The 16,426-nt window shown below is 35.7% G+C and carries 13 protein-coding genes; 10 read left to right on the top strand and 3 right to left on the bottom strand.

Going from position 1 to position 16,426, the window contains the following annotated elements; translation table 11 throughout:
• Positions 1-62 precede the first annotated feature (62 nt).
• From NSQ59_RS19055 to NSQ59_RS19045, 3 genes are all read left to right on the top strand, one after another.
• Positions 63-839 carry an enoyl-CoA hydratase-related protein gene (locus tag NSQ59_RS19055; protein WP_055740841.1) on the top strand — a complete coding sequence of 259 codons (777 nt, stop codon included), beginning with the start codon at positions 63-65 and terminating at the stop codon, positions 837-839.
• Positions 840-976: 137 nt separating this feature from the next.
• Positions 977-1,636, top strand: a complete 660-nt coding sequence (locus NSQ59_RS19050; protein WP_055740840.1) for a GDSL-type esterase/lipase family protein — start codon at positions 977-979, stop codon at positions 1,634-1,636.
• Positions 1,637-1,805: 169 nt separating this feature from the next.
• Positions 1,806-3,074, top strand: coding sequence for a M48 family metallopeptidase (locus NSQ59_RS19045; RefSeq protein WP_055740839.1), 1,269 nt, complete (start codon positions 1,806-1,808; stop codon positions 3,072-3,074).
• Positions 3,075-3,227: 153 nt separating this feature from the next.
• Here the strand turns inward: NSQ59_RS19045 and NSQ59_RS19040 are convergent, their stop codons facing one another.
• The gene (locus NSQ59_RS19040) at positions 3,228-3,464 is read right to left on the bottom strand and encodes an IDEAL domain-containing protein (protein WP_055740838.1); all 237 of its coding nucleotides are present in this window, start codon (positions 3,462-3,464) and stop codon (positions 3,228-3,230) included.
• A 241-nt stretch (positions 3,465-3,705) separates the two neighbouring features.
• Here NSQ59_RS19040 and NSQ59_RS19035 point away from each other — a divergent pair, with 241 nt between their 5' ends.
• Positions 3,706-4,281, top strand: coding sequence for a competence protein ComK (locus tag NSQ59_RS19035; protein WP_055740837.1), 576 nt, complete (start codon positions 3,706-3,708; stop codon positions 4,279-4,281).
• 33 nt (positions 4,282-4,314) lie between these two features.
• Here the strand turns inward: NSQ59_RS19035 and NSQ59_RS19030 are convergent, their stop codons facing one another.
• On the bottom strand, positions 4,315-4,704 hold the full coding sequence (locus NSQ59_RS19030; protein ID WP_055740836.1) for a hypothetical protein: 390 nt from the start codon (positions 4,702-4,704) through the stop codon (positions 4,315-4,317).
• A 397-nt stretch (positions 4,705-5,101) separates the two neighbouring features.
• Here NSQ59_RS19030 and NSQ59_RS19025 point away from each other — a divergent pair, with 397 nt between their 5' ends.
• From NSQ59_RS19025 to NSQ59_RS19010, 4 genes are all read left to right on the top strand, one after another.
• Positions 5,102-7,087 (top strand): S9 family peptidase, encoded by a 1,986-nt coding sequence (locus NSQ59_RS19025; RefSeq protein ID WP_055740835.1) that lies wholly within the window; start codon positions 5,102-5,104, stop codon positions 7,085-7,087.
• Between the two features lie 284 nt (positions 7,088-7,371).
• Complete coding sequence (locus NSQ59_RS19020) at positions 7,372-7,989, top strand: TVP38/TMEM64 family protein (RefSeq protein WP_055740834.1); 618 nt, start codon at positions 7,372-7,374, stop codon at positions 7,987-7,989.
• A gap of 312 nt (positions 7,990-8,301) precedes the next feature.
• On the top strand, positions 8,302-11,538 hold the full coding sequence (locus tag NSQ59_RS19015) for a BTAD domain-containing putative transcriptional regulator (protein WP_235950807.1): 3,237 nt from the start codon (positions 8,302-8,304) through the stop codon (positions 11,536-11,538).
• Between the two features lie 1,088 nt (positions 11,539-12,626).
• Positions 12,627-13,151, top strand: a complete 525-nt coding sequence (locus NSQ59_RS19010; protein WP_055740833.1) for a hypothetical protein — start codon at positions 12,627-12,629, stop codon at positions 13,149-13,151.
• Between the two features lie 219 nt (positions 13,152-13,370).
• Here the strand turns inward: NSQ59_RS19010 and NSQ59_RS19005 are convergent.
• Positions 13,371-14,530, bottom strand: a protein-coding gene (locus tag NSQ59_RS19005; RefSeq protein WP_200915597.1) for an IS3 family transposase whose coding sequence is annotated in 2 segments (ribosomal slippage) — positions 13,371-14,269 and positions 14,269-14,530 — 1,161 coding nt in all. Because the reading frame shifts where the segments join, the coding sequence is not laid out codon by codon here.
• 261 nt (positions 14,531-14,791) lie between these two features.
• Here NSQ59_RS19005 and NSQ59_RS19000 point away from each other — a divergent pair.
• Together NSQ59_RS19000 and NSQ59_RS18995 are read left to right on the top strand one after the other, a co-directional pair.
• Positions 14,792-15,559 (top strand): hypothetical protein, encoded by a 768-nt coding sequence (locus NSQ59_RS19000; RefSeq protein ID WP_055740831.1) that lies wholly within the window; start codon positions 14,792-14,794, stop codon positions 15,557-15,559.
• 50 nt (positions 15,560-15,609) lie between these two features.
• Positions 15,610-16,032, top strand: coding sequence for a hypothetical protein (locus tag NSQ59_RS18995; RefSeq protein ID WP_055740830.1), 423 nt, complete (start codon positions 15,610-15,612; stop codon positions 16,030-16,032).
• The last annotated feature ends 394 nt before the right edge of the window (positions 16,033-16,426 follow it).

Raw genomic sequence — 16,426 nt, 5'->3', positions numbered from 1 at the left:
AAAAAGGTTTTTTACAAGAAGTGTTGAAATACATATTTGAGGATCAAAAAAGGGGTGTAGAAATGAGTAATATTGTTTTAGATGTAAAAGACTATATTGGATATGTAACGCTTAATCGGGCGGAAGCGATGAATGCTTTTAATTATGATACTTTATGTGAGCTTGCAAATGTAGTGGAATCTATTAGGTCGAATCCTGAAATCAGGGTAGTAGTTTTTCAAGGGGCTGGCGAAAAAGCATTTAGTGTAGGAGCAGATTTGAAGGAAAGAAAAACACTTTCTGAGCAAGAGGTGCGCCGAAATGTATATAAAATCGGGGAAGTTTTTTCTTCCGTTGAAAAACTGCCGCAGCCTACCATTGCGGCAATGAATGGCTACGCGTTTGGCGGCGGGATGGAGCTTGCGCTTGCCTGTGATTTCCGGATTGCTGTGAGTGATGCAATAATGGGGCTGACGGAAACAAGTCTTGCGATTATCCCTGGTGCAGGCGGAACACAGAGACTCCCACGTTTAATCGGAGAAGCGAAGGCGATGGAGCTTATTCTAACAGCCAAAAGAATGACGGCGGACGAAGCTTATCATTATGGTGTTGTAACAAAAACTGTTGAGCGGGAGCATTTTCATCAAAGTGTGAACGAGTTTGCTAACAAGATTTTGGCTAATGGACCAATCGCTGTTCAACAAGCAAAGTTTGCCATTAAAAACGGAATGAATGCGGATCTTCAGACAGGACTGGAAATAGAAAGAAAAGCATATGAAATAACCATTCCGACGGAAGATAGGATTGAGGCATTACAAGCTTTTTCAGAAAAAAGGAAACCTAATTTTAAAGGGAAATAATCTATTTTCGCGATACTATCAAAAAGTATCGCATTTCTTCTGTTTATAGAAATTTTCCCCTTGTGATTAAAAATAGTCTCAGATAAAGAAGGATTGAATATATAGAAGTATGACTAATTTATCCTGAGGGTGAACAAATGAAGGCAACAACTTTTATACATTCAAATGAATTCTTAAGGTATTGTGCAATAGGTGACTCGCTGACGGTTGGAATAGGCTCTACCTATTTTATAAAAGGGTTTATCACGAAATATTTGTGGCTATTGAGAAGATCGCAGAACTTGCCCATTGTTCCGTATATATACGGGAGAAGCGGAGCAACCACTGCAAATATTTTGAAAATGTTGCAGCATCCTTTTGTTAAGGAAGGAATCATTCGTTCAAACATTATTACGATCACGGCAGGCGGGAATGATCTTATTGATGCTGCACAAGTCTTCTTGAAAAATAAAAATGAAAAGGATTTTTTTCTCGCTGTTGAACATGGAAAAAAGAACCTGGCCACCATCATTGATACGATATTAAAAATGAAGAATGGCGGGGTGCCATTTATCATTCGAATGATGAATCTGTACGATCCATTTGAAAATATCCCTGGGACAGATAAATGGGTGGAAGCTTTTAATCTGGGGATTGAACAGCTTTCTTCTCCACCGGCTATAAAGGTAGCAAATGTACATGACCGTTTTAAAGGAAGGACGAATGAATTATTGGCAAATGACCATGTTCACCCGAATAATAGGGGGTATGAAGTAATCGCTGATGCATTATTTGAGCTCGGGATTGATCCATTATAAGGGCAAGCATATATCTTGTCCTTTTTGCCGTTTTCATAATATCCACATTAAATCCCACATATGTTGGGTATATTTTTACTATAACTTTAAAACTTACTAAAAGCTGTTCTATTCCACGCGATTTTTTCTACATTTATATAAGAGGACAAGAAGGGAGGAGTAGCTAATCATGTTAAGAAAGTGGGCTTTTCGTGCCGTAATCGCTTATTTGCTTTTTGGTATATTGATGTATGTGTATCTATTTTTCATAGCAAATTCTACCATTCCTGCGGATTTAAAAGGGACAAGCGTCGACCCATCTACTTTTTTAAATGGCAGAGAGTTAATGCTTAGTGAGGAATACTCCAAAATAAGGAATTTGTTATTTTTTCTTTCGACTCCATATGAATGGCTCTTTTATTTTCTGGTGCTAATCTTTGGAGTTTCAAGAGGGTTTGAAAGATGGGCAAAAAATACATCCAGATTTCATATTATCCAATCCGCAGTGTTTTTGTTTTTGTTGTATCTTTCAGCTTATCTTGCAACGTTTCCACTGGAGTTTATTTCGTATAAGTTTTCCAAAATGTATCATATCTCTAGGCAAACTTTTACCGGATGGATGAAGGATGAGGTAATTGATTTCTGGGTAAATTTAGCCACTATGTTCATTATTGTGACGGTTCTTTACGCCTTAATGAGAAAATTTAAGAAGAAATGGTGGATTCCGGCATGGCTTTTATCGATTCCATTCACTATCTTTATGATGTTCATCCAGCCGGTTGTGATCGACCCCCTATATAATGATTTTTATCCGCTTAAAAATAAGGAACTGGAGGCAAAGATTCTTGTCTTGGCAGATAAAGCAAATATACCCGCCAAACATGTTTATGAGGTCAATATGTCCGAAAAAACAAATTCCCTTAATGCATACGTGACCGGGATTGGTTCTAACGCCAGGATAGTTTTATGGGATACAACCCTCAATCAATTAAATGATAAAGAAATTCTATTCATTATGGCTCATGAGATGGGGCATTATGTCGAAAAGCATATATATTTTGGGATTGCAGGATATTTATTACTATCCTTAGTTGGGCTATGGCTGACTTCCATCTTGATGAATAAAATTGTGAGTAATAAGGGTGAACAATTAAAAATTAGCGGTGTTTCTGAATTAAGCTCATTGCCTTTGTTCTTACTTATCATTTCCATCTTACTGTTTGCAGTCAGCCCTTTAACAAATTGGGTTTCACGCTATGAGGAAACACGCGCAGATCGCTATGGAATTGAAATGACGCATAATCAAAAAGCGGCTATTCAAGCATTTCAGGATCTGACCAAATCGGGGTTAAGTCAAGTAAATCCACCTTTATTAGTAAAAATTTTTCGTTATGATCATCCGACCATGTTAGAACGGATGGAGATGATTGAACATTATCGGTTTAAAAAGAATCCATAAACACGGCAAACGAAATACCCTCTGGAAATATCGCCAGAGGGTTTTTTCTAAGAAGTTATAAGTTGTTTGTCTTTTAAATTATTTATCGAATATAGACTTTGTCTAGCGCAAGCAGCCATTGGCTAGCGGATTTCTCCGTCTCCCCGTACTTTTCTACGAGCCGAAGCGTTCTTCAAGATCCTTCAATTCATTTGTCAATTTCATAAATTGCTCTTTTTCTTTTTTATCTAATGCATCATCAATTTCGCGAAGGATTTGTTCCTTTTGCCTCTTCAAAATTAATTCGTTTAAAATCATATCTGAGTAAATATGCATCATCCATTTTTCATTTTGTAGCTGTGTCATCGCATAATCCTTCATTAATTCTGTGTAAGATTTCTTTTTTTCCATCGATGATCACCTCTTCTGCTTTTAAATATTATAGCAGAAAAGAATTGGCTAATCAACAGAACAATTGTAATTTTCTGATAAAGGACACTGCAGCTGTCAATTAATAAGAGACATATTTCGGTTAAATTCAACATTTCTCTCTGGAAAGTTCTGATTTTTTAGAAAAAATAAATGACAAAATTGGAAGTACATGCTATTATAGGGTTGTACATGGAAAATATTGTAGAAAGGAAGCGAAATTATGGGAGAGAAAAGTTCATTAATTGAAGAATATGAAATCAATCCTTATACAATGGCGATTATTCCAACACAATATGGATCGCGAACCTATACAGAGGTTTTGGAATCGCAGGATCGTTTTATTTCACCATTTAGACCCATTGACATTGTCAAGAAAAGCTGTGAATACTTCGGGGCGTCCTATTTAGGAAGGAAAGAAGGGACCAAGCGTCTTATAGGTATTACACATAAAGCACCCATCATCGTTGACCCCCATACATCAATTTATCTATTTCCTACGACATCACCGACAAATCCGCATTGTATTTGGATCTCACACGATCATGTAATGAAACAGGATAAGGCAAGCTCTAATTCTACTGTGGTTACATTCCGTAATAAACAGACATTGACTATTCCTGTATCTATTAGTTCCTTTGAAAATCAAATGTACCGAACATCCCTGCTACGTATCAGATTTACCCAGCATATTCAGCATATGGAGAAGAGAATCGGTCAGCCGAAAAGCTTTATCATGCAATTAGAAGCATCTGAAAGAAAGCGAAATTATGAATTAAAAAATGATCATTTGCTGTAAGGAGGAGGAGCAATCAGAGTTAAAGATTGCTCCTTAAGCCTCTTTTGGTGTATTTAGTGAAGGATTTAAAAAGCGTTGATAAAGGTAGTATCTTAGTAATTCTTCCGTACGATTTCTGAGCCTTGGATTAAAATAATTATGATGCTCCTCATATCCTTTGTACAAAAACATATACATAGTAAAGGTATCATCTGATTGGAGCCGCTCTACTTTAATTTGATGCTTTCTCATATATCGTTTAACCTCTGCCAGTTCTTTCTGGATGAATCTCATGGTCTCCTCAATCCATTCAAGATATGGTTTCTTTAATTTAAAAGGACTTTTATCAATTATGGTTAAGTCACGATTTAATACCGTCAAAACCATAGGCAGATAAATTGCCTGTTCGATAATATCACGATCCTGATCAGGTATTTTTGTCATCTATAATCCCTCTTTTCTAATATAGAACACATGTTCTTATTATATATTACTTTATTCCCAGTATGTATTTCAAGTGACACAAAGAATAAAATTTTTTTATTATATATTATTAGTCCAGTGAGGTCTGTCTAGCACAAGCTGCCTATCGGCTAGCGGATTTCTGCCATCAGATAAAATTACAGTTCAAATTTTACTCGGTGAAATTTGAAGTGCGGAGCTCCGCGCTTTTCTAATTTTCCCTTCTTATTTTTAATCCATACAAATCGGTGTAACCGTTATTTTAGAAATATTTTTAATTTTGGAAGGGAAAATGTTTTGGGTGTCGAAATAAATAACATGGTGATAACATTTGCCGATATTTTGGCGGCAATATTTTTATAGTGGAAGGTGATAGGGAATGGAAAAGAGACAAGGTATTCAAGCACAGGATTTATATGAATTAAAGTCAGTTACCGATCCGCAGCTTTCTTCCAATGGAAAAGATGTTGTATACACACAAACACATATTGATCGGGAAAAAAATGAATATGTATCCAATTTATATTACGTAAATGTGGAGGAAAAACAGCCCGTACAATGGACGTTTGGAAATCATCGCACCAATTCGCCGCGTTGGTCTCCAGATGGAACCAAGCTGGCATTTGTTTCGAATCGTGAAGGCAAACCGCAAATCTTTTGTTTAACAAAGAGTGGCGGGGAAGCAAAACAATTAACTTTATGCAAAAATGGGGCAGGGAGTCCTGTTTGGTCACCATGCGGGGAAAAAATAGCATTCTCGGTAACGCTCGGCAAGGATGAAACGATTCATGATCGCGAAAGTGAAGAAAAGGAAAAGAAAGAATTAAAACCGCTTATCGTAGAAAAAATGAAATATAAATCAGATGCAAGTGGATTTTTAGATTTAGATCAGTATTCACATATCGGTATTGTAAATGTAGAAACAGGAGAAGTGGAGCAACTAACCACTGGCGAGCAGGATTACCACTTAGGTTCATGGTCGCCTAATGGAAAGTATATTACATATTCGGCAGATTTAGCGGAGGACAGAGATTTTTCCTTTAACTCCGACATCTTTTTATACAATATTGCAACAAAAGAAACACAGCAAGTAACAAATAGTACAGGCGGATTTTGGCAAACCTCATGGTCTCCAAACAGCCGATATCTTTCATTCCTTGGAAGTGAACAGGAGTTTAAAAATGCGACGCATTCCAAAGTATGGATTTATGATGTCGAGGAGAAAAGTCTAAATTGCTTTACCAGTGATCTAGATGCGCCGGTTGGTGACTATGTAGCAGGTGATTTCCAGCAAGGAGCGACGATTCCTGGCGTTCAATGGGCGGATGATAATGAAAGCTTTTATTTCATCGTTTCGGACCATGGAAGCACCCATGTCTATTATGGAAATCTTTCAGGTGAAATTTACCCTGCTTTGCATGAAGCTCAACATGTATATGGATTTAGCTTAAATAAACAAACACATCAAGCAGTTGTAGCAATCAGTAAACCGACACTACCCGGTGAACTTTTCTTGGCAAACCTGCAAACAGGAGAAGTGGAGCAGCTGACACATACAAATGATGTATTCTTAAAGGATAGAGAATTATCAGATGCCGAGCCAATTGAATACGAAAGTGCAGAAGGCTGGAAGGTTCATGGCTGGATCATGAAACCTGCAGGCTTTGAAGAAGGCAAAAAGTATCCATTAGTACTTGAAATTCACGGCGGTCCACATGCCATGTACGCGAATACGTACTTTAATGAATTCCAAGTATTGGCGGCTCAAGGATTTGCTGTATTATTTGTGAACCCTCGAGGCAGCCACGGTTATGGCCAAAAATTCGTAGATGCGGTACGCGGTGATTATGGCGGCAATGATTATAATGATTTGATGGCGGCTGTGGATTATGCATTGGAAACATATGATTTCATTGATAAAGAGAGATTAGGGGTAACAGGAGGAAGCTACGGTGGTTTTATGACGAACTGGATTGTGGGACATACAGATCGTTTTAAGGCTGCAGTTACACAACGTTCCATTTCCAACTGGATCAGCTTCTACGGAGTAAGTGATATTGGCTACTATTTCTCTGAGTGGCAAATTCTTGCAGACTTAAATGATATTGAGACACTTTGGAAGCATTCGCCGCTTGCATATGCTAAGGATATTAAAACACCGCTTTTAATCCTCCATAGTGAAAAGGATTATCGTTGTCCGATTGAGCAAGGAGAACAATTATTTATTGCATTAAAACGTCAGGAAAAAACAGCGAAATTTATCCGTTTTCCTGAATCCAATCATGAGCTTTCAAGAAGTGGAAAGCCAGAACTGAGAATAAACCGATTGGAATATATTAGAGATTGGTTCTTGCAATACGTTTAAAATAATGGGTAATAACCGATTCTAAAAAGTAACCTCAGTTTTAACAAGAGGTTACTTTTTTTCTTGGAGTACATAATAAAACTTTTTTGTGTTGGTAATTCCATAGAGGAACCTTTTTACGTGTATAAAACCAGAGATGGAAGAAATCATCCACTCACAAAATGCTACTTATTGCGATTAAGCTTTTTTGGAAAAAGAGCCGTATTCTGCCTAAACTCCGTCATGCTTATATGCTATACTTCACATAGGAAATATTCTGATACATAAAGAATAGGGGAAATCAGATGGATTTTCATACTTTAAAAGATTGGTTCACTGTAGAAAATATTATGCATTTAATGGAACAATATCGCTCGCTAGGTCCATTACCGGGTATTTTATTCATTGTATTAGAGGCGTTTTTCCCCTTTATCCCATTGTTTTTAATCGTCATGGCAAATGCGAATGCTTTTGGATTTTGGCTAGGCTTTCTAATTTCGTGGATTGGCTGCAGTATAGGAGCGATTCTCGTATTTTTAGTCATCCGTAAATTTGGAAAAACGAAAGCACTTGCATTTCTTTATAAAAATCAACAAGTGCAAAAGGTGATGAGCTGGGTAGAAAGACATGGATTTGGTCCCGTATTTTTAATGATGTGTTTTCCGTTTACTCCTTCAGCAGTCGTGAACATAGTGGCAGGTTTATCAAGAATCAGCATTTTACAATATACACTGGCTGTGTTCGCAGGAAAAATGGTAATGGTATTCTTTATCAGCTATGTCGGTTATGATATTTTCTCATTGGTGAAAAAACCTTTAAGAACTGCAATTGTACTTGTTGCAATCTTTATTTTATGGTTAGTTGGAAAAAGAATAGAAAAAAGATTAGCGAGAAAAACGGAAAAGGAACAAAGACAGGCTTAACGATTAACTGCCTCTCTCCCAAATATAAGTTGAAATGTGATAAAATATTTTAAAAAGTCAGTTATTAACTTCGGGGAATAAATAAAATACTATAAGTTTTTATTCTATAATGAAATTACAAGATTAACTTGCCTAGCGCAAGCGGCTGTCGGCTAGTGGATTTCTCCGTCCCCTCCCTGCGATAAGTCAACATTAGTTCGTGAGCAACCTCAACACGGTTGCCTTTATCTCAGTCGAAGACTACGAAATCCATATGCCGATGAGCAAGGCGCATGCGCATTGCTAAACTATCAATGAAAGAGGGGAGGATCATTGAATACGAAACTTACCATCGTAGATACAAAATTGATGCCGCCGCTGATAAAAAAGACCCATATTCGTAAGTCTTGCCTCATGAGAAAACTAAAAACGTCAGTTCAATATTCCTTAACGATTGTTCATTCCGGTGCTGGGTATGGAAAAAGCTCTGCTTTGAGTTTATACATTCATGATGTCAGACAAAATTTTTGCTGGTATACCATATCGGGAAATGATGATGATATTATTCCTTTTGTAACCTATATCGTTTATTCTTTAAGAAAGCGCTATCCTTTTTTGGGTGCAGAATTAATGGAATATATGAATACAATGGATAAATATATTCGAGATGAAGAAATCTATTCCCTTTGTGCTTTGTTCATTAATGAAATATCCCATATTCAGAATGAAACGATTTTAGTCCTCGATGATTTTCATTTAGTAGACCATTCTTTTACTATAAATCAATGGCTTGAAAGGGTAATCGAACATTTACCGGGTTTCTTTCATATTGTCATTTCTACTCGAAATAAACCAAAATGGAATCTATTAACAAAATGGAAAGTATCCGGAAAAGTATTGGAGATTTTGGAAGAAGACTTAACCTTAGATAAGGAAGAGGTTGAACTGCTTTTTCAAGATTTTTATGGGCTGGAAGTGGAGGACACGCAACTTCAATCCATTTTTCAATTAACCGAAGGCTGGGTGATTGCACTTAGCATGATTGCCGAGCAAATAGAAAAAGGCACATCTATCCAAGAAATTTTACATTATCATCATTCTTCCATGGAAGAATTGTTTCACTATTTAGCAATAGAGGTTTTCTCGAAACAATCTCCCATTATTCAAAGCTTCCTTGAACAGACCTCCATCTTCGAAGATATTACACCTCAAGTTTGTGATGAAATTCTGGGAATTCAAGGTTCAGATTTAATGCTGGAACAACTAGCAGAACGAAATGCATTTCTGCATAAAATTTGGGGAAGCAAACAATATCGCTTCCATGCACTATTTAGGGCATCCTTGCAAAAAAAATTAAAAGAAGAGCAGGCAAGCCTTTATCGGCAGCTTCATGAACGCTGTGCTAGATACTATGAAAAAATAAATCTATGGGAACAAGCCGTTTACCATTACGAACAAATACATCTGTTTGAGCCGATTGGCTATTTGTTGGAAAAAAACGCGAATGATATGTTACAAAGCGGACGCTTGGAAAGCTTGTATGAGAAATTAAAAAAATTACCGGATGAGGTTAAGGATCGGTACAAAATATTATGGTTTTACGAAGGAGAGGTTCTTAGGTACCAATCCTTTTATGAGAAAGCGGAGAGATGTTATCAGCATTTAATTAATGCTTCGGTTGGGAATGATCATTTGAACTTAATCGGAAAAGCGTATGAGGGGATTGCCAAAATTTATCTGGACACGATACAACCTGGAAAGGCAGAGAGATTTTTGCAATTAGCCATAGAGGCAACGGAATCTCACCCTGATGCAGAAGAATCAGAGAAGCAGCATTTGTATTTTTTAATGGCTGAAAATTTCGTTAACTCCGGTCAGGCAAGCAAAGCGGAAAAGTATTACGAGAAAGGAAAAATGCAAAACCAGCAGCTTCATGATGGAAATTTGGATGCGCGGCTTTATTTGCGAACGGGCAAGCTGGAAATGGCAAAACGAGTGCTTACAGGACGCCTAAGTACTGAAGTGAGCATCTTGCCAAAATCACATAGAGAAACAGATATTCTGCTTTCTTTCATTGAAGCATGTATGGGAAATGCTGAAAAAGCAAAAGAGTTGGCGCAACGAGGAATCGAAAGGGGTATCCGCTATAAAAGCTCCTTTGTAGAGGCATGCGGCTGGATGAGGATGGGAAGTGCTGTTCAAATACTTGATCAATATGAAATCCAGCTTGCTGAACAATGCTATATGACCTCCTTAAAAATGATGGAGGAAATGAAAATTTCTCGCGGAAAAGCTGAGCCATATATGGGATTATGTATTTTATACAGCCGCATAGGAGAGTATGAGAAGGCAAAAGAATTTGGAAAAATGGCATTGGAGGAGACGGAAAAGGTTTACGATTTATGGTTGTCTTCCTTTATCCAACTATGCATGGGAATAGCCCATTTTTTTAGTGATGAGCTTGATGATGCAAGAAGGTTTTTAAGCGATGCAAAGGAAAACTTCGTGCAATGCGGGGATCCGTATGGGCTGATGCTAACAGAGCTTTGGAATGCATTCCTAACTTTTGAAACGAATGAGGAAGAACAGTTTTATAGTGCTATTTCTTCCTTTCTAAAGGAAGTCCAGCTTGGAAACTATGAATTTATTTTTTTGCGAAAAACCCCGTTTAGCCCAAAAGATTTACAATCTATTATGCCATTACTTATAAAAGCGAAAGAGTTGAATGTACATTCTGCCTTTACATACAGAATTTTAAAGGAAATGGGATATGAAGAATTAGACTCACATCCTGGATATACCTTAAAAGTAGAAACACTTGGAATTTTTAAAGTGTGGCTAGGAGATAGATTGATTGACGAAAAAGACTGGCAACGTGGAAAGGCAAAGGAATTATTTCAATTTTTTCTTACCCATCGCGGGAAGTGGTGGAGTAAGGAGGAAATTTACCAAAAGATTTGGCCGGATGCAGACGATAAAAGCATGGACCAAGAATTTAAAGTACTATTAAATGCATTGAATCGGACCTTAGAACCCCATCGCAAGGCAAGGGCAAATCCATTTTTTATCCACCGCCACAACAATACTTACTGTTTAAATCCGAAAGCGGTTATCGATGTGGATTTCATTCAATTTGAGGAATGGATATATGCTGGATTGGATGAAAAGTATCCCAATAAGGCTAGGAATATATTAAAAAAAGGACTAGAGCTTTATAAAGGGGATTTTTTGTCTGAAAGACGTGATGTTTGGTCCACTACAGAACGGGAAAGGTTACTAACCGTTTTCTTACGAGGGGCTGAAAAAATGGCCCAATTATGTGTGCAAAACAATGATCCGAATGAAGCTATTATTTGGTGTGAGCGAATATTGAAAATGGATTCCACTTGGGAAGAGGCTTACCGGCTTGTTATGTATTGTTATTATCAGAAAAATAACCGGCCACAGGCGATAAAATGGTATAAAAAATGTGAAAGTATTCTAATGAACGAATTAGGGGTAGAGCCAATGGAACCGACAAAAAGGATATTTGAAATGATATTGATAGGTTCTGAAAGTTTTTCAATATAGGTGTACAGTCTGGAAATAATATTTACAAAGGTAAGTCCATTATCAGTAAAATTTTTAATGGGGCTTGAAGTGTGTATAGATCTTTAATTTAGTAGCTGAAAATTTCCACTATATGGTTTAATGGCAATAACAGTATTACAGCAAGGTGAGAAGTGGTAACCTCCAATAATTAAAAAGGGGTGCTACTGTTGATTACTTAAAAACGCACTAAGTTGATGAAAGGATTCAACTCTCTAATCGTTGCAGTAACGCAGTTAGATACACAAAAAAGGCACCCCGACCTTAACCAGATAAGGTAAGGTAGTGAAGTTACTCTTCTAATGCTTGCTGGTAGCTTGAAGGTAGATTACGTACATTAACTAATAAGGTGAACTAAATAATATCATTTTAATTTCTTTCAAAGAATGAAGAAACTGAAGATATAAACAAATATTCTTGATAAGAAAGACAAATCATAATACGTTTCGTAAAAAAATATATACTTACAAATATATTAAAACATACTCCCTCGTGATTCGATTCGGTACCTTTAGTAAATAAAGCCTATTTTATTTAATTTTATAAAAATTTTACCAATTCAGCCAATTTTATGTTAAAATTCAATTATAAATGATAAGGACGGTGATAGATATGTAAATATTAGCTTTGGATCCAATCCCCTTTACCTTCCAAATAAATATATACAAAAGCATTCTTATTTAACTACATAAAAATTCATCCTCTAAGAAAAGAATGATGTTGACTCAATTTTAGACTAAGGTATAAAAACCATTCAGTCAATTGTCGGAAGGTTGCAGTGTAACTGACTATTTTTTTGTAAAAAATCATATGTAAGTGGGGATTCATGAATTATTTAGTTTATGTCTGTGTAATTAGTAGCAATTTCTTTTAGGTACCTTTTTATTTCCTTTCTAATTTTGTTCATCTATTGCCTCTTATAAAATATCTTTTTCAACTTCTAGTCTCTACTAACTTTTCTTGTCATTTACTTTTCGTTCTAGTGAATTAATAGTTCTTATAAACCTATTAATGAAGACAAACTAATAAATATTACTTTATATGTTTAAAAAAAGAGGGAAGATTATAATATGAAAAGACTATTTTATTCAATTTGTGCATTGTTAGTTTTATTTATGCTGTCTTCGTCTTATAATGCTTTTGCCGATGAAAAGAATAACAAATTGAAGAAGGAGAAAGAAATTACAGATATAGATACTCTTTATGAAAGAGCACTTAATGGAATCACAGATAATGAAGAAATTGATGGACAATTAAATTCAACAGTTATACTTTCAGGAGATAAGGGGACTTTTTCTACAAATGATGTATTAAGTACTACACAAAAACTAACATCTGAACAAACAGATGAGAGCTTAGAAGAAAGTTTTGTCACTACATCTTTTGCAACACTAGATTTAAATAATGACGATAATATGTTCAACATTCAAGCTACTGGGGATAAAGGGGATGATAATTTCGACACTCCATCAAAAAGTGTAAAAGCTTATTCACGTATATATTATACTACTAGTACTAAAAATTCATTAACCCATTATGCAATAACTAAAGTTACTGGCGGTTGGACCAGTTATGATCCATATGTATTTTTTTAAAACACCAATGTTACAATTGCACAGCAAGGAAAAACCTTTTATACAGGATGTTCTAAAAATCTTTGCGGCGAACAGATGACAACGAAATCCGTAAGTGGTTCGACATTTTGATACTACGTCAAGAAAATAGACACAGATTTTTCTACCGCGCTTTCGCTTGGTTGCCTTCATAAAAAAGTTTAAATAAAGTGCGATTTAAACTTTTTTATGAAGGTAAAATCAAGCTGCAGATTTTCTATACATTCGCTCAAATTCATTCGGCGTATAGTATCCCAACGTTGAATGGATCCGCTTTGAATTGTAAAAGAACTCGATGTATTCGAACAATGATTTCTTCGCTTCTTCTCTAGTTTTATATTTTATTTGATACACTAGCTCACGTTTAAGAATACCGTGAAAGGACTCGATACAAGCGTTGTCATAACAGTTTCCTTTTCGGCTCATGCTACCAACCATATGGTATTTTTTTAATAGCTTTTGATATTCAGAAGAAGCATATTGAACACCTCTGTCTGAATGATGAATAACACCTTTTCCGGGTTTTTGACGCTTGTAAGCCATCTTTAATGCAGAGATAACCAATTCCTTTGTCATGGTTTTGCCCATTGCCCAACCTATTATTTTACGAGAATATAAATCCATTACACTTGCTAAATACAACCAGCCCTCATTGGTCGGGATATAAGTTATATCCGTTACCCACACTTGGTTTGGTTTACAAGGTTTAAATTGTCGATTTAAGACATTTTCACTTACTGGATGTGCATGTTTCGAATTGGTCGTAGCCTTGTATTTTTTGACTATACAAGACTTCCATTGGTTCTTTGTCATAATACGTGAGACCGTACGCACACTTACTTTTACGCCACGACTATTGAGCGTTTTAGCAATTTTAACACTGCCGTAACGTTGCTTGAATTCTAGGTGGGTCTGTAAAATCTTTTGTGATAATTTCTCGTGTTGTTTCTTCCTGTTACTTATCGGTTGTTTTAACCATTTGAAGTAACCACTTTTAGAAACTCCCAGAACGCTGCACATCTTCTCCACTCGGAATTGGGAGCGATTTTCATGAATGAATTCATATTTTACCGAGGGCTTTTTGCGAAGTAGTGCATCGCCTTTTTTAAAATTTCATTCTCCTCCTGTAGATCACGAATTTCTTTCTGAAGGGCCCTTAATTCAGCTGATTCTGAGGAAAAAGATTTTACAGCTTTAATCTCTGGTTGTTGGCCGTATTTCTTCAACCAGCTATATAAAGTATTTTCATTGACCCCCACTTCTCTAGCAACTTGAGCTACAGACTTATGGTTTTCATTGATATACTTAACTGTTTCAATTTTAAATGCCTCTTCGTATCGATTGCCGTTACCTCTTGCCATCCTGACACACCTCGTTATAGTTGATATTTTTATTATAACAATCTGTGTCTACTATTTAGTCTAGCATCATTTTCATATACATCACCAATGAATAGTTGGATTCCTATTGCTTACCATGCTGATTTATTCAATTTATTTACAAAACAAACAGCAACTCTGTATGACAGCAGTTCATCATGGAATTTTACTTTTGAAAATAGGTTGCCATAAAGATCATTTATTTTAAATAAGACTTTATTTAAAAAAGGGGGAATATTTAATATGAGAAAACTATTTTATTCAATTTGTGCATTGTTAATTTTATTTATATACTCTTCATCTTTTGATACTTTTGCCGTTGAAAAAAGTAATATTTTGAAGAAGGAGAAAGAAATTACAGATCTAGATACACTTTATGAAAAAGCACTTAATGGAATCACAGATAATAAAGAAATTGATGAACAATTAAAGTCAACAGCTATACTTTCAGGAGATAATGGGACCTTTTCAACAAACGATGTATTAATTACTACACAGGAATTAATATCTGAACAAACAGATAAGGGTTTAAAAGAAAGTTATGTTACTACAACCTTTGCTAGTGTAAACCTTGATGAGTTAAGAAAAGAATCTAATATTCAACCCTTTGCCGATAGGGGGAAAGAGGATTACGACCCAACTGGAAGTGTTAAGGCTTATTCACGTATATACTATGACATAACTACTAAAGATGGGCAAACACATTATGCAATAACTAAAGTTACTGGAGGTTGGACCAGTTATGACGCATTTATATCTTTTAAAAACACCAAAGTTAAAATTTCACAGACAGGAGCTACTAAGTACAGTGGGTGTAACGCAGGGTTCTGCGATGATCAAATAGAAACTAAAACTGTAAGTGGATCCACCTTCTCATATACATCTCCAATGACAAGTTGGAAACCAGTTGTTAATACTACTTATACTATGATAGGGGTAAAACAAACAGCAACACTTTATGACAATAGTTCATCATGGAATTTCACTTTTGACAATATATTATTTAGATAAGCCAATATATTTCTTGGGTTTAAATTCTTTAAACGGGGGCCGGGCCAACTATGAATCATCATTCTTTTGAAGTTAAAATGAAGAAGATTTTATTACCGATTGGATGTCTTATATTATTGTTTATACTTGGGGCATGTACGAGCGATAAAAGTTCAAGTCCGTCAGAATTTAAAAAGCAATATTTTGAAGGAAAAAGCAATAATTGGTATGTAAAAATGGAATACGAAACGGATAGTTTTATGCGTTACGTCATCTCTTATATTGGAGAAGGAAAAAAACCAGTAAATTTTAAATATGAAATATATCAACCTCAAAACTTCCCAACTTCCGGGGATGGCGAATTTAAAAACGAAGATGAATTTGAAATTAATGAAAATTGTGGTGGGCAATGTGGTTCACTACCTAAAAGTATTCCGATTCAAATTCAATGGGATGGGAAAAAAGAAAAAGTAGTAATTAAGAATAATAAATAGAATTTACCAATAAGAGCATTTGTCCACTGAAATGTTCATGTTTGGTATTGATCGCAATCACTTACACCTAATCGGGTTTTCTATCTGGAGCTTTTCTAAAGTATGAAAAAAGTCCAATTTCTCTATTTAATACTGGGAAATTGGACTTTTAAATTTTTATTGCCAAAATGGTGTATTTTTGGCATTTCAAACGCTGACACGTCCGGGGTGAGAGTATTTCTATCTATCGTAAGCAACTAGAGGTAAATTTGTATTTTAAATTCACTCATCCTTACGTCAGTGGCGAGATACCACTGCTTTTCTTAATTGTAACTACTGTGTAACTCTCTCCATATACGATGAAATCACGGAAAAAGCTTTATTTTGTAAAAAATACTGGGGGGAGAAATTTGAA

This window comes from Margalitia sp. FSL K6-0131 (assembly GCF_038008735.1).
Taxonomy (GTDB): Bacteria; Bacillota; Bacilli; order Bacillales; family Bacillaceae_C; genus Margalitia; species Margalitia shackletonii.
This window is presented reverse-complemented; position numbering and strand designations above follow the sequence as displayed.

Bases quoted from the DNA above. Each gene is read 5' to 3' on its own strand.
- NSQ59_RS19055 (WP_055740841.1), top strand. From the start codon at position 63: ATGAGTAATATTGTTTTAGATGTAAAAGACTATATTGGATATGTAACG.
- NSQ59_RS19050 (WP_055740840.1), top strand. From the start codon at position 977: ATGAAGGCAACAACTTTTATACATTCAAATGAATTCTTAAGGTATTGT.
- NSQ59_RS19045 (WP_055740839.1), top strand. From the start codon at position 1,806: ATGTTAAGAAAGTGGGCTTTTCGTGCCGTAATCGCTTATTTGCTTTTT.
- NSQ59_RS19040 (WP_055740838.1), bottom strand. From the start codon at position 3,464: ATGGAAAAAAAGAAATCTTACACAGAATTAATGAAGGATTATGCGATG.
- NSQ59_RS19035 (WP_055740837.1), top strand. From the start codon at position 3,706: ATGGGAGAGAAAAGTTCATTAATTGAAGAATATGAAATCAATCCTTAT.
- NSQ59_RS19030 (WP_055740836.1), bottom strand. From the start codon at position 4,704: ATGACAAAAATACCTGATCAGGATCGTGATATTATCGAACAGGCAATT.
- NSQ59_RS19025 (WP_055740835.1), top strand. From the start codon at position 5,102: ATGGAAAAGAGACAAGGTATTCAAGCACAGGATTTATATGAATTAAAG.
- NSQ59_RS19020 (WP_055740834.1), top strand. From the start codon at position 7,372: ATGGATTTTCATACTTTAAAAGATTGGTTCACTGTAGAAAATATTATG.
- NSQ59_RS19010 (WP_055740833.1), top strand. From the start codon at position 12,627: ATGAAAAGACTATTTTATTCAATTTGTGCATTGTTAGTTTTATTTATG.
- NSQ59_RS19000 (WP_055740831.1), top strand. From the start codon at position 14,792: ATGAGAAAACTATTTTATTCAATTTGTGCATTGTTAATTTTATTTATA.
- NSQ59_RS18995 (WP_055740830.1), top strand. From the start codon at position 15,610: ATGAATCATCATTCTTTTGAAGTTAAAATGAAGAAGATTTTATTACCG.